At 61.1% G+C, this 13,726-nt stretch carries 13 protein-coding genes; 7 read left to right on the top strand and 6 right to left on the bottom strand.

Going from position 1 to position 13,726, the window contains the following annotated elements; translation table 11 throughout:
* The first annotated feature begins 104 nt into the window (after nt 1–104).
* The 5 genes from PMI26_RS11130 to PMI26_RS11150 all read left to right on the top strand — a co-directional run bounded on the left by PMI26_RS11130 (nt 105) and on the right by PMI26_RS11150 (nt 4,417).
* Entirely contained in the window at nt 105–1,262 is a 1,158-nt protein-coding gene (locus PMI26_RS11130; protein ID WP_007975884.1) for a D-alanyl-D-alanine carboxypeptidase family protein, read from the top strand.
* Between the two features lie 83 nt (nt 1,263–1,345).
* Nucleotides 1,346–1,621 (top strand): DUF493 domain-containing protein, encoded by a 276-nt coding sequence (locus PMI26_RS11135; RefSeq protein WP_007975882.1) that lies wholly within the window; start codon nt 1,346–1,348, stop codon nt 1,619–1,621.
* Nucleotides 1,621–2,268, top strand: a complete 648-nt coding sequence (lipB, locus tag PMI26_RS11140; RefSeq protein ID WP_007975880.1) for a lipoyl(octanoyl) transferase LipB — start codon at nt 1,621–1,623, stop codon at nt 2,266–2,268. Before PMI26_RS11135 ends, lipB begins: the two co-directional genes overlap by 1 nt.
* Nucleotides 2,269–2,293: 25 nt before the next feature.
* Complete coding sequence (lipA, locus tag PMI26_RS11145) at nt 2,294–3,292, top strand: lipoyl synthase (protein ID WP_162130289.1); 999 nt, start codon at nt 2,294–2,296, stop codon at nt 3,290–3,292.
* A gap of 174 nt (nt 3,293–3,466) precedes the next feature.
* A complete protein-coding gene (locus PMI26_RS11150; protein ID WP_007975876.1) occupies nt 3,467–4,417 on the top strand; it encodes a S66 peptidase family protein in 951 nt (316 codons plus the stop codon).
* Nucleotides 4,418–4,539: 122 nt separating this feature from the next.
* On the opposite strand, the gene PMI26_RS11155 is transcribed toward PMI26_RS11150, so the two are convergent.
* The 5 genes from PMI26_RS11155 to leuS all read right to left on the bottom strand — a co-directional run bounded on the left by PMI26_RS11155 (nt 4,540) and on the right by leuS (nt 10,648).
* Nucleotides 4,540–5,862: a lytic murein transglycosylase gene (locus tag PMI26_RS11155; RefSeq protein ID WP_007975874.1), complete on the bottom strand. Its 1,323-nt coding sequence runs from the start codon at nt 5,860–5,862 to the stop codon at nt 4,540–4,542.
* A 61-nt stretch (nt 5,863–5,923) separates the two neighbouring features.
* Complete coding sequence (gene arfA, locus PMI26_RS11160; RefSeq protein ID WP_007975872.1) at nt 5,924–6,088, bottom strand: alternative ribosome rescue factor ArfA; 165 nt, start codon at nt 6,086–6,088, stop codon at nt 5,924–5,926.
* A 183-nt stretch (nt 6,089–6,271) separates the two neighbouring features.
* Nucleotides 6,272–7,309 carry a DNA polymerase III subunit delta gene (gene holA, locus PMI26_RS11165; RefSeq protein WP_007975871.1) on the bottom strand — a complete coding sequence of 346 codons (1,038 nt, stop codon included), beginning with the start codon at nt 7,307–7,309 and terminating at the stop codon, nt 6,272–6,274.
* A gap of 39 nt (nt 7,310–7,348) precedes the next feature.
* Nucleotides 7,349–7,954 (bottom strand): LPS-assembly lipoprotein LptE, encoded by a 606-nt coding sequence (locus PMI26_RS11170; protein ID WP_007975869.1) that lies wholly within the window; start codon nt 7,952–7,954, stop codon nt 7,349–7,351.
* Nucleotides 7,955–8,041: 87 nt separating this feature from the next.
* Nucleotides 8,042–10,648 (bottom strand): leucine--tRNA ligase, encoded by a 2,607-nt coding sequence (leuS, locus tag PMI26_RS11175; protein WP_007975867.1) that lies wholly within the window; start codon nt 10,646–10,648, stop codon nt 8,042–8,044.
* A gap of 281 nt (nt 10,649–10,929) precedes the next feature.
* On the opposite strand from leuS, the gene PMI26_RS11180 reads away from it, so the two are divergent.
* Nucleotides 10,930–11,250 (top strand): hypothetical protein, encoded by a 321-nt coding sequence (locus tag PMI26_RS11180; RefSeq protein ID WP_007975866.1) that lies wholly within the window; start codon nt 10,930–10,932, stop codon nt 11,248–11,250.
* 104 nt (nt 11,251–11,354) lie between these two features.
* Entirely contained in the window at nt 11,355–12,116 is a 762-nt protein-coding gene (locus PMI26_RS11185) for a YdcF family protein (protein ID WP_007975864.1), read from the top strand.
* An 83-nt stretch (nt 12,117–12,199) separates the two neighbouring features.
* Here PMI26_RS11185 and lnt read toward each other — a convergent pair whose 3' ends face one another.
* Entirely contained in the window at nt 12,200–13,723 is a 1,524-nt protein-coding gene (lnt, locus tag PMI26_RS11190; protein ID WP_007975862.1) for an apolipoprotein N-acyltransferase, read from the bottom strand.
* Nucleotides 13,724–13,726 lie beyond the last annotated feature (3 nt).

Here is a 13,726-nt window from a genome sequence, read left to right as displayed (position 1 = left end):
GGCAAGGGTTACAGAGTGAGCAACTGAACACGCGATGACTCGTTAGAAAGTCATCTGATTAGTTTTGCCCTTGGGCAGTTTCCATTAGCGATTTCGAGAGACGGATGAACATCACCACCTTTGCCAAACGCCTGTTCCTGTTAGTCCCGCTGCTCCTCTCACCCGCCGCTTTCGCGGCCGAGATGATGCCGTCGCCACCACAATTGGCCGCCAAGGCCTACGTGCTCATGGATGCCAGCAGCGGCAACGTGCTGGTCGAGAACAACGGTGACCAGCGTCTGCCACCGGCCAGCCTGACCAAGCTGATGACCGCGTACATTGCGACCCTGGAGATCCGTCGTGGCCAGATCGGTGAAAACGACCCGGTGACCGTCAGCGAGAACGCCTGGCGCACCGGTGGTTCGCGGATGTTCATCAAGGTGGGTTCGCAAGTCACTGTCAGCGACCTGCTGCACGGCATCATCATCCAGTCGGGCAACGACGCCAGCGTCGCGCTCTCCGAGCACATCGCCGGCAGCGAAGACGCCTTCGCCGACCTGATGAACAAGACCGTCGCCGATCTGGGCATGACCAATACCCATTTCATGAACCCGACCGGCCTGCCGAACCCTGAGCACTATTCGTCGGCTCACGACATGGCTGTGCTGGCCCGTGCGATCATCCACGAAGACCCGGCTCACTACGCGATCTACTCGCAGAAAGAGTTCTTCTGGAACGGCATCAAGCAACCCAACCGTAACCTGCTGCTGTGGCGCGACAAGACTGTCGATGGCCTGAAGACCGGCCACACCGACGAAGCCGGCTACTGCATGGTGTCCTCGGCAGTACGTGATGGCATGCGCCTGATCGCCGTGGTGTTCGGCACCAACAGCGAAGTGGCCCGGGCCGCCGAAACCCAGAAGCTGCTGACCTACGGTTTCCGTTTCTTCGAAACCCAGACTTTCTACCAGAAGGGTACCGAGCTGGCTCAGGCTCCGGTCTGGAAAGGCGCCACCAACCAGGTCAAGGCCGGTCTGGCTGAAGACCTGACCATGACCCTGCCAAAAGGCCAGCTGAAAAAGCTCGCCGCCAGCATGACCATGAACCCTCAACTGGTTGCGCCAATCGCCAAGGGTGACGTGATTGGTAAAGTCGAAGTCAAACTGGAAGACAAGGTGGTGCACAGCGCCGACCTGATCGCTCTGGATGGCGTCGAAGAGGGTGGTATCTTCCGTCGCATGTGGGATAGCATCCGTCTATTCTTCTACGGCTTGTTCAACTGATAGTGTGCTCCTGCAAGGCCCCGTGCTGATCCGGCGCGGGGCTTTGCCGTCGCCACGGCTTACGCTTACGAGGCCGTTACGCCATGACCGATACCGAAGTAAAGGCGCCAAAGATCGAATTCCCTGCCACTGATTATCCAGTCAAGGTGATCAGCGACACGGGTGTGGGCAACAAGGACAGAATCATCGACATCGTCAGCAAGCACGCCAAGATCAATGACGAGCGTATTGACGAGCGCCAGAGCAGCAACGGCAAATACACCACCATTCAGTTGCACATCGTCGCGACCGACCAGGACCAGCTGTACAACATCAACAGCGAACTGCGGGCCACCGGTTTCGTGCACATGGTGTTGTGATGTCCGGCACGCTGGGCTTTCGCGAGCTCGGCCAGATGGCTTACGAGCCGGTCTGGCATGCCATGCAACGCTTTACCAACGAACGCGGCACCGATGTCGCCGACGAGGTCTGGCTGGTGGAACACCCTGCGGTGTTCACCCAGGGCCAGGCCGGCAAGGCCGAACACTTGCTGCTTCCCGGTGATATTCCGGTGGTGCAGGTCGACCGTGGTGGTCAGGTGACCTACCACGGCCCCGGCCAGTTGGTGGCTTATCTGCTGCTGGACGTGCGCAGGTTGGGGTTTGGCGTGCGCGATCTGGTCAGCCGGATGGAGCAATGCCTGATCGAGCTGCTGGCCAGTTACGGTGTCACCGCCGCGGCCAAGCCCGATGCACCGGGTGTCTACGTCGACGGGGCGAAAATCGCCTCCCTGGGTCTGCGGATCCGCCACGGCTGTTCCTTTCATGGCCTGGCCTTGAACGTGGACATGAACCTGGAACCGTTTCGACGGATTAATCCCTGCGGCTACGCCGGGCTGGCGATGACCCAGCTGAGCGATCACGCAGGATCGATTGAATTTGCCGAGGTAAGTGCCCGGCTGCGCGCGCAGCTCGTCAAACACCTCGACTATGCTGAGCAGACGACCCTTACGGGCGGAATCGACTGATATGACTACTGATGCAGTGCAAACCATGATCCCGACGCTCGATGTCACCGAGCGCCCGGCCCCGCGTCCCAAGGTTGAAGCCGGCGTCAAGCTGCGCGGCGCCGAGAAGGTTGCACGCATCCCGGTGAAGATCATTCCGACGACCGAACTGCCGAAGAAGCCGGACTGGATTCGTGTGCGCATTCCGGTTTCGCCGGAAGTCGACCGCATCAAGGCCCTGCTGCGCAAGCACAAGCTGCACAGCGTGTGCGAAGAAGCGTCCTGCCCGAACCTGGGCGAGTGCTTCTCCGGCGGCACCGCGACCTTCATGATCATGGGTGACATCTGCACCCGTCGTTGCCCGTTCTGCGACGTCGGCCACGGCCGTCCGAAGCCACTGGACGTCAACGAACCGGAAAGCCTGGCCATCGCCATTGCCGACCTGCGCCTGAAGTACGTGGTGATCACTTCGGTAGACCGCGACGACCTGCGCGATGGCGGTGCCCAGCACTTTGCCGATTGCATCCGCGAAATCCGCAAGCTGTCGCCGAACGTGCAGCTCGAAACCCTGGTTCCGGACTACCGTGGCCGCATGGACATCGCCCTGGAAATCACTGCCGCCGAGCCGCCGGATGTGTTCAACCACAACCTGGAAACCGTGCCGCGTCTGTACAAGGCTGCGCGTCCGGGTTCGGACTACCAGTGGTCGCTGACTCTGCTGCAACGCTTCAAGCAAATGATGCCGCACATTCCGACCAAATCCGGCTTGATGCTGGGCCTGGGCGAGACCGACGAAGAAGTCATCGAAGTCATGAAGCGCATGCGCGAACACGACATCGACATGCTGACCCTGGGCCAGTACCTGCAACCGTCCCGCAGCCACTTGCCGGTGCAACGCTTCGTGCACCCGGACACCTTCGCCTGGTTCGCCGAGGAAGGCTACAAGATGGGCTTCAAGAACGTTGCCTCGGGTCCGTTGGTGCGCTCCTCGTATCACGCCGACGAGCAGGCCAAGCTGGTCAAGGCCGAGCTGATGTCGTCCTGATCTGCGCACGGAAATGAAAAGCGCCCGCACGGTGTTCATCCTTGCGGGCGTTTTTTTGCCCGGCCTACGGCACTGGCCGCTTTTTCCTGCAACCTGCTGGGCAACTGACCCTCTTCAGTTTGTCCCCGTTCCTGACTACTGTGTGCTGACGTGTTCACACAGGGAGATTCACGAATGACCGCTCGACCAACCCACACCCTTTGCCCTCATGCTCCCGTCCCGGCACTGCCGTCGGAAGGCATGATCGGCGTTATCGCACCCGCCGGTCCCGCGACGCTGGACACCGACAAGGCGGTGCAATGGATGTGTGCCCGAGGTTACTCACTGAAAGTGTTTCCCGGGGTCTACGAGAAAGACGGCTACCTGGCCGGCAGCGACGACGTGCGGCTCAATGACCTGCACGCTGCGTTCGCGGATCGTGACGTCGATGCCATCATCTGCCTGCGCGGAGGTTACGGCACGCCCCGGCTGCTTGATCGCATCGATTTCCAATTGCTGCGCGACAACGCCAAGCCATTCATCGGCTACAGCGACATCACTGCCCTGCATTTGGCGATCAGTCGTTATGCCGGCTTCGTGACATTTCATGGTCCATTGCTCAATGCCGACCTGCTGGGTGGCAAGCAAATACCAACGGAGTCTTCCTTTTTCAACATGCTCCGCGGGCAGGTGAGTGCGGGCTCGGTGCTGGCGCATCCGGTGGCCTACCCACTGACCACGATCGAGCCGGGCGTGGCTCATGGGCGCTTGCTCGGAGGCAATCTGGCCATGATCGCCGCGACTATGGGCACGCCCTACGAGATCGATGCCGAGGGCGTCATTCTGTTGATCGAGGACATCAACGAGCCGCTGTATCGCATCGACCGGTTGCTGACCCAACTGCGGCTGGCAGGCACGTTGCAGAAGCTGCGCGGCGTGTTGGTCGGGGATGTGGCGGGGGTGGAGGTGGCTGCGCTGGACAGGTTGCTCAAGCAGACCTTCGCGCCATTGAAGATTCCGGTGTTGTCCGGATGGCGCAGCGGGCATTGCGATCCGAATCTGACGCTGCCCATGGGGGCATTGGTCAGGCTGGATGCGGGGAATCAGGAGTTGATGTTGGAGCAGGATGTGGTGATTAGATCGTAGAGATCTGCCGACTGAGAGTCAGTCTTCGCGAGCAAGCCCGCTCCCACATTTGATCTGTGAGCGCCACAAAATCAATGTGGGAGCGGGCTTGCTCGCGAAAGCGGTTTCAGCCATACAGCTAACTAGCGGTTGCGCAACCCTTCCAGCAACTTGTGCGTCGGATACCCATCCGCTGGCCAGCCAAACGACTGCTGGGCGCTGCGGATCGCCTTGCGGGTGTTGGCACCGATGATCCCGTCGGCGGTGCCGGCATCATAGTTTTGCGCGCTCAACAGGTTTTGCAGCTCGATCCGCTCGGTACGGCTCAATGGCAGGTCATCCTTTGGCCACGTGCCACTGATCAAGCCCGCACCATTGAAGCGTTCGGACAACAGGCTCACCCCCAGCGCGTAGGACGACGAGTTGTTGTACTTGAGGATCGCCCGGAAGTTATCGAGCACCAGGAACGCCGGGCCACGGTAACCGGCCGGCAGCAGTAGGGCAGCTGACAATTGCTCGGAGCCGGCCGGGACCTGGCCACCGTTGGGCAGGGTAATGCCCAGTTGCCGCCATTCGGCGACGCTCTTGCGAATCGTGCCGTCGGCCAGCAGGTAGTTGAACCCGCTCGGCAGCTGGACTTCAAAGCCCCATGGCTGGCCTCTCTGCCAGCCAGAACTCTGCAGGTAGTGCGCGGTAGACGCCAGGGCATCGGCCGAGCTGCTCCAGATATCGCGACGCCCGTCACCATCGAAGTCCACGGCATGGGTGTTGTAGGTGGTCGGGATGAACTGGGTCTGGCCCATGGCGCCGGCCCAGGATCCCAGCATCTTCTCGGGCTCGATATCGCCTTGTTGAAGGATTTGCAGGGCGGCAATCAATTGCGCGTGGGCGAAACCGGGGCGACGGCCTTCGTAGGCCAGGGTCGCCAGCGAGTTGATCACCGACTTGCTGCCCTGGAACTGGCCAAAGTTGCTTTCCATGCCCCACACGGCCACAAGGGCCTGACGATCAACGCCGTAACGTTGCTCGATGCTTTGCAGGGTGTCCGCGTACTGGTTGATCAACGACTGGCCTTTACGTACCCGCAGCGGAGACAAGGCGCCATCGAGGTATTCCCACACCGGCTTTGCGAATTCCGGTTGGCTGCGGTCGGCACTAATCACACTGGGGTCGAAGCTGACATTGGCGAAAGCGCGATCAAACAGATCGGCGCGGATACCCGCGGCCAGGGCATCCTTGCGGAAACCCGCCTGCCATTCGGCGAAGGTCTGGGTTGGCTGGATGTCGAGGTTCTCACCCGTCGGAACCACAGGCGGAACAACCGCCGGGGCGGTGGCGACAGGAAGCGTCTGAAGCGGCTGAGCGTCGGCTGCGGTCGGTTTTTCCGCACAGGCGACAAGCAAAACAAGGCTGGAGGCAGCGATCAATTGGCGTAGGTGCCAACGACGGGGAAGACAAAAGGGCATGCACGGGTCCAGGGAGTACGAATCAGGTACAGACCTTAACATGTTGAAGGGGTGTTCTGCTTTACGCAGCCAGAAAGTAAGAAGCCTCCCAGTTGTCAGACTGGAAGGCTTCGCGGCGGTAACTACCCTTGCCCTTGGCGGGACGTTCCTGGCGGCTGCGGAACAATGGCTGGGCGATGATGGATTTGGCCTTGTTGGGGCCATGCTTCGATGGCTTTTTGCTCATGATCGGGTCTCACGGGTAGGTGGGTTTTGCGGGGGAAATAATCTGCCGAAGTCGGGGTTCTGTCTATAGGGCAGAGGGCGGTGGGTTTTGTGGGAAGAAAGATCAAAAAATCGCAGCCTGCGGCAGCTCCTACAGGGGATTGCGTTCACCTGTAGGAGCTGCCGCAGGCTGCGATCTTTTGATTTACTCGGCGGGCAAGGACAATCTCTGCCCGGCCATCAACAACGTCAACCGGCTCAAGCTCATCCACGGTGAACCCGCCGCCTGGCCCTTGATCTGCGCGTCGATGCGTTGCGCTTCCAGCAGCAGTTGCGCCCAGCGTTGTGCCGAGTAGCGTTGCAGGGCTTTGCTCATCAACGGTTTACGTTTGTCCCAGACCGGCGGTTTGGCCTGGCTGAAGGCCTTGTCCAGCGGCGTCCCCTGGCTGTATTGCAGGGAAATATTGGCCAGCAGGCGCAGCTCCCGGGCCAGGGCCCAGAGAATCACCGGCGGCTCGACGCCTTCGCCGCGCAAGCCTTCGAGCATGCGCAACGCGTGGGCCGCTTCACCATTGAGCACTGCATCGGTCAGGCCAAAGACGTCGAAGCGCGCACTGTCGGCCACCGCCGCCTGCACGGTTTCAACGGTGATCTGACCCCCTTCGGCCATCAGTTTGAGCTTTTCGATTTCCTGGGCGGCGGCCAGCAGGTTGCCCTCGACCCGTGCTGCGATCAGCTCAACAGCGTCCTGGCTGGCGGACAGCCCGGCCTGGGACAGGCGTTGGCGGATCCAGCTGGGCAACTGGGCAACATCGACTGGCCAGATCTGCACGAACTGGGTCTGCTGTCCTTCGACCAGCGCTTTGCCCCACTTGGTTTTCTGTGCGCTGCCATCGAGTTTCGGCAAGCTGATCAGCAGCACGGTGTCGTCGGCCGGGCGCGAGCAATACTCGATAAGCGCGGCGGCACCTTTGTCGCCGGGCTTGCCGGAAGGCAGGCGCAGTTCCAGCAGGCGCTTTTCGGCGAACAACGACATGCTGGCACCGGCTTGCAGCAAGGTCCCCCAGTCGAAATTGGCGTCGGCGGCAAACACCTGGCGTTCATCGAATCCCTGCTGACGGGCAGCCGTGCGGATGGCGTCGGCTGCTTCCTGACACAGCAGCGGATCATCGCCGCTGATGATGTAGACGGGTGCAAGGGCACCTTGCAGGTGTTTGGCGAGTTGGGCGGGGGCGAGCTTCATAAGAGTGGGCGAACGGGGCGCCTGAGCGCCCCGTAAGTCTTACTGCTGCGGCAGTTCGACAGGCGACTGGCGCGGGGTTTGCGCTTCAGCCTTTTTTGCCGCTTCCAGTGCCGCGGCGTCAGCCTTGGCCTTGGCTTCGGCAGTCTGCTGCAATTTGTCCAGTTGGCCCGGGCTCAGTTGTTCCAGACGCAGCATCATACGTTGAACCAGTTCCCGGCGGCCTTCTGCACGGGCTGTTTGGGCTTCCTGGTCGGACCCCACCAGGTTGCTGCCGTCGTGCATAAAGACTTTCTGCACTTCAAGCTTGTCGCTCAACAATGGCAGATCACCGCGACCACGGATGTCGTAGCTCAACACGGTGGTGATCTGGTACTCGCCGGTACTGCTGGCGCCTGCGTAGCTGAGGATGCGCTGGCTTTCCTGCTCATTGGTCAGCACCAGTTTGTACGGTGCGCCGGCATAGACTTTGACGCCACTACCTTCCAGTGCCCGACGCAACTGGGTCACGGTTTCGCCATAAGCGTTGCGGGCGCTCAGGTCGAGTTCCTTGATCGCCAGTTCGTTGGTGCCGGTGCCGCGCAGCTGGAAACCGCAGGCGCTCAGCAGAACCGCGAGGCCCATCACCAGCAGATTGCGTTTGATCATCTTGTTGCTCCCCTTGAAACCATGTGGGCCGATCAAGCGGCCCGAAAGGTTTTACTCGGCGCCAGGCTCACCTGGCGCCTGATCCAATTAGCTGGCGACGATATTGACCAGTTTCCCGGGCACTACGATCACTTTACGAATGGTCAGACCGTCGACGAAGCGCAGGACGTTCTCGTTGGCACGGGCGGCGGCTTCGACTTCTTCACGGCTGGCGCTGGCCGGCATTTCGATGTGACCACGCAGCTTGCCATTGACCTGAATTACCAGTTGCAGGCTGTCCTGTACCAAAGCGCTGTCATCCACCACCGGCCAACCGGCGTCGATCACGGGATCGGCGTGGCCCAGTCGATGCCACAGTTCGTGGCTGATGTGCGGCGTGATCGGGGCGAGCAGCAGGGTCACGGTTTCCAGGCCTTCCTGAACCAGCGCGCGATCCTGTTCGGTGCCTTGTGCGGCTTTCTCCAGCACGTTCATCAGCGTCATCACCTGGGCGATGGCGGTGTTGAATTTGTGGTTCTGGCCGACGTCCTGGCTGGCCTGCTTGATGGCCAGGTGGATCGAGCGACGAACGGCTTTCTGCTCGTCATTCAGGCTGGCGACGTCCAGTTTGCCCGGCAGGCCCTGAGTGACGTGCGCTTGAGCCAGACGCCAGACGCGCTTGAGGAATCGGTGCGAGCCCTCTACGCCGGAGTCGGACCATTCCGCGCTCATGTCAGGTGGCGAGGCGAACATCATGAACAGCCGGCAGGTGTCTGCACCGAACTGGTCAATCATCGACTGTGGGTCGACGCCGTTGTTCTTCGACTTGGCCATCTTCTCGGTGCCGCCGATTTCCACCGGCAGGCCGTCAGCTTTCAATTTGGCGCTGATAACCTTGGCCTTGCTGTCACGCTCGAGCTCGACGTCCGCCGGGTTGAACCAGGTGTAGGCGCCATTGGCTTCGCGGCGATAGTAAGTCTCGGCGATCACCATGCCCTGGGTCAGCAGGTTCTTGAACGGCTCGTTGGAGCTCACCAGGCCTTCGTCGCGCATCAGCTTGTGGAAGAAGCGCGCGTACAGCAGGTGAAGAATCGCGTGTTCGATACCGCCGATGTACTGGTCAACCGGCAGCCAGTGGTCGGCCGCCGATTTTTCCACCAGGCCGCCTTCAAAGTGTGGCGAGGCGTAGCGGGCGTAGTACCACGAGGACTCGACGAAGGTGTCCATGGTGTCGGTTTCACGCTTGGCCGGCGCGCCGCATTTAGGGCAGGTGCACTCGTAGAACTCGGGCATGCGCGCCAGTGGCGAACCGGCGCCATCCGGCACCACGTCTTCGGGCAGCACGACCGGCAGTTGATCTTCCGGTACCGGCACGTCACCGCAGGTGGTGCAGTGGATGATCGGGATCGGGCAGCCCCAGTAGCGCTGACGGCTGATGCCCCAGTCGCGCAGGCGGAACTGGGTACGCGAGGCGCCCAGTTCTTTCTTGATCAGCGCGACTTCGATGGCGTCGAAGGCGCCCGCGAAGTCGAGGCCGTCGAACTCGCCGGAATTGATCAGCGTGCCGTGCTCGCCGTAGGCGTCTTGCCATGGCGCCGGGTTGGTGTCACCGGAACTGGTGCGCACGACCGATTTGACCGGCAGGTTGTATTTGTGGGCGAATTCGAAATCGCGCTCGTCGTGGGCCGGAACTGCCATCACCGCGCCGTCGCCGTAATGCATCAGTACATAGTTGGCGACCCAGACCGGCAGCTTTTCGCCGGTCAGCGGGTGTTCGACGAACAGACCGGTCGGCAGGCCTTTTTTCTCCTGGGTGGCGACGTCGGCTTCAGCCACGCTGCCGCCCTTGCATTCAGCGATGAACGCTTGCAGCTCGGGATTGTTCTGTGCGGCCAGGGTGGCCAAGTGGTGCTCTGCGGCCACGGCGACGTAAGTCGCGCCCATCAGGGTGTCCGGACGGGTGGTGAAGACTTTCAGTGCACCGGCTTCGCCGATGGAGTCGACGTTGTACGGGAACTGCACTTCCATGCCGCGGGATTTGCCGATCCAGTTGCGCTGCATGGTCTTGACCTGTTCAGGCCAGCCAGTCAGTTCGTCGAGGCTCTCCAGCAGTTCATCCGCGTAGGCGGTGATCTTGAAGTAGTACATCGGGATTTCGCGCTTCTCGATCAGCGCGCCGGAACGCCAGCCGCGACCATCGATCACCTGTTCGTTGGCCAGGACGGTCTGGTCGACCGGGTCCCAGTTCACGGTGCCGCTTTTCTTGTAGATCACACCTTTTTCGAACAGGCGAGTGAACAGCCATTGTTCCCAGCGGTAGTAATCAGGCTTGCAGGTGGTCACTTCGCGCGACCAGTCCACCGCCAGGCCCAGGCTGCGCAGCTGGCTTTTCATGTAGGCGATGTTTTCGTAGGTCCACTTGGCGGGCGCCACGTTGTTCTTCATCGCGGCGTTTTCCGCCGGCATGCCGAAGGCGTCCCAACCCATCGGTTGCAGAACGTTCTTGCCCTGCATGCGCTGGTAGCGGGAGATCACGTCGCCGATGGTGTAGTTGCGCACGTGCCCCATGTGTAGCTTGCCGCTGGGGTAAGGGAACATCGACAGGCAGTAGTAAGTCTCCTTGCCTGGCTGTTCACTGACTTCAAAGGACTTTTGCTCGTCCCAGAACGACTGGGCGGCGGCTTCGATTTCACGGGGCTGATATTGTTCGTGCATGGCTACTTTTGAACTGAATAGGGGTGGCCTAATCCTCTTCAATGCAACGCTGGACGTTGAAGTCGCCTTATTGGCGTTTTCGGTGTCCAGCCGAGCTGGAAGTGGAGTTACAGGAAGCGTCGTAGCATACATGACCGCGCTCTACCGAGGGAAACCCTGATTGCTGCCGCACGTCCTGCGAAAACCGCTGCGAGGGCCGTTGGTCGCGGCGTTCAGCCGGTTTGTTCATGGAAGCTAAGCTCTAACTGGGGAGTAGGTCATATCTTCCAATGAGGTGAGGGATGGTTGAGTCACAGCAAAAAGCTACAAAACCGGAGCTATACGAAAGGCTGATCGATCGTTTGGCCTTGGCCCTGGAAGCGGCAAGGACCGCTGGCCGGTTGCGCGACGAACGCCCTCTGGAGCTGGAACTGCGCGGCCTGAGTGCCGCAGAGTTTGCACTGGTCAAGGCGTATCTGGATCGCAGTGAACGTGAGACGCACGGATGCTTGTCAGAAGCGGTAAAGCAGCTCGACGCACCACGTTCAGCCAAAATCATCTGGCTCAAGGACAAGGTTCCCGGCAGAGACGCGGTAAAGGTCCGGTCTTTGCAGTTCAAATAGAACACGGTGCCATGCTCCTTGAATTTTTGAAGCATATTCCTTCCATATTGATTGTCGCATTGCGCCAACCCACTTAGGCTTCGGGCATCTCCAGGAGATGCTCGATGCCGTTCCGTTATTTCGTAAAACAACTTCTTTTGCCGCCCGGCATTCTATTGCTGCTGCTTTTGCTTGCCTGGTGGTTGCGCCGCTCAAGGCCGAGGCTTGCCGGTGTGTGCTTTGCTCTGGGCCTGGGTGGTTTCTGGCTGATGAGCCTGCCGGTGGTTGTGCAATGGAGTGCCAGTCTGCTCGAGCGGGAGCCGCCGCTTGCCCGCAGTGAGTGGGCAGTCCTGGGGCAGCGTGCGGACGCGATCGTGGTCCTCGGTTCGGGGCGCGAGCGCGGTGACGTGGCCTGGGGCGCCGACCAGCCCACGGGCATCGGTCTGGAGCGCCAGCGCTTTGCCGCGCGGCTGGCCAAGGCTTCCGGATTACCGGTACTGACCAGCGGCGGCCTGCATTACGGCACACCGCCCAGCGAGGCGCAGATGATGGCTGACGCCTTGCGTGACGATTTTGGCTTGAGCGTGCGCTGGCAGGAAGGGCGCAGCCGCACGACCTGGGAAAATGCGCAGTTCAGCGCCGAGGTGTTGCTTCCCCAGGGCATCAAGCGTGTGGTGCTCGTGACTCAGGCCTGGCATATGCCACGGGCGGCCTGGAGTTTTCGCAAGGCCGGTTTTGAGGTGGTGCCAGCGCCGGTAGGGTTTCTGGGCGGCGATAACGCGCGGCCGCTGGGCGGCTGGATGCCGGAGTTCAAGGCGATCTGGCAGAACGGGCAGTTGATGAACGAGGCGGTGGGGCAGGTCGGATATTCGTTGTTTTACCAATGAAGATCAAAAGATCGCAGCCTGCGGCAGCTCCTACAGGGGATTGCATTCCAAATGTAGGAGCTGCCGCAGGCTGCGATCTTTTTCTATACGGTCTTGGCCATCCGGCTGGCAATCAGTGCCCAGCCAAACAACAGCACGCAGACAATGATCAGCGGCCATGAACGCCATTCCAGGTACGGCGTCAGGTTGTGCATCGGCACCACTTCGCCATACAGGATGCCGCGTTCGAACTGCGGGATCTGATCGGTAATCTGGCCGAACGGGTTGATCAGGCCGGACACGCCGTTGTTGGTGGCGCGGATCATCCAGCGGCCGGCTTCCAGCGCGCGCATCTGTGCCATCTGCAGGTGTTGCAGCGGGCCAATGGAGGTGCCGAACCAGGTGTCGTTGCTGATGGTTAGCAACAGGTCGCTGCGGGCGGCAAGGCTGGCGGCGAACTCCGGATAAACCACCTCATAGCAGATGAACGGCGCGATCTGATAACCCTTGGCTTGCAGCAGCGGCTGGTCAGCCGGGCCGCGAGCGAAGTCCGACATTGGCAGGTCGAAGAAGGCGATCAGCCCGCGCAGGATATCCTGCAAGGGAACATATTCACCAAAGGGCACCAGTTTTTGCTTCAGATAAGTGCCGTCGCCTTCACCTGTCACGGTGATGCCATTGAAGAAACGCTTCTCGTGGCGTACTTCCATGCGGACCGGGACACCGGTGATCAACGCCGATTTACGTTCGGCCGCGAAGTTGCCCATCATGTTCAGGTAGCCTTCGGCAGACTCCTTGAGCACCGGGATCGCCGTTTCCGGCCAGATGAGCAAGTCGACGCGTTTGGAGCTGAAGCTCATGTCGCGGTACAGCGCCAACTGCGCGTTGAGCTGCGCCGGATCCCACTTCATGCTTTGTTCGATGTTGCCCTGAATGGCGGCGACGCTCAGTGGCGGGCCCGAAGGGCTGGTCCAGGCGTGGTGCTTGAGCGCCATGCCGACCAGCCATGGGCCGACCAGCAGCAATACACCGGCAGCGATGAAGCCCTTGCGTCCCGTGCGAACCAGGCGCAAGCCGTTGTAGATCAACGCCGCTGTCAGGGCCAGGGTAAAGGAAATCAGCCACATCCCGCCGAGGGGCGCGAGCCCGGCCAGCGGGCCGTCGAGCTGGCTGTAACCGGAATACAGCCACGGGAAACCGGTCAGGAACCAGCCGCGGAAGGCTTCCTGGGCGACCCACAGCGCAGCGAAGGCCAGGGCGTCGGCCAGCGGCGCCTCATTGCGGCGCAGCCAGCGCGCCCAAATCCAGGCGGGCAGGGCAAAGAACCAGGCAATCGCCGCCGTGAAAAGCAGCATCAGGAAACCGGCGAGCAACACCGAAGCGCCGCCGAAGTGGTGAATGCTGTAGTAGATCCAGCTGGTGCCAGCACCGAACAGACCGAAACCGAAACACCAGCCGCGCCCCAAGGCTTGACGTGGGCTCAGTTCGCGCAGGCCAGCATAGAACAGGCCGACGGCGAGCAGTGCCAGTGGCCAGATATCGAACGGCGCCAGGGCCAGGGTGGTGATTGCACCGGCCGCCACGGCCAGCAGGTTACCGGGCCAGCCGGGGCGGGTTGTCCAGCGCATTTC

Source organism: Pseudomonas sp. GM33, assembly GCF_000282295.1.
In the GTDB taxonomy this organism is placed as follows: Bacteria; Pseudomonadota; Gammaproteobacteria; order Pseudomonadales; family Pseudomonadaceae; genus Aquipseudomonas; species Aquipseudomonas laurylsulfatiphila.
Note: the sequence above shows the minus strand (reverse complement) of the source record. Positions and strands in the feature narration are given on the sequence as shown.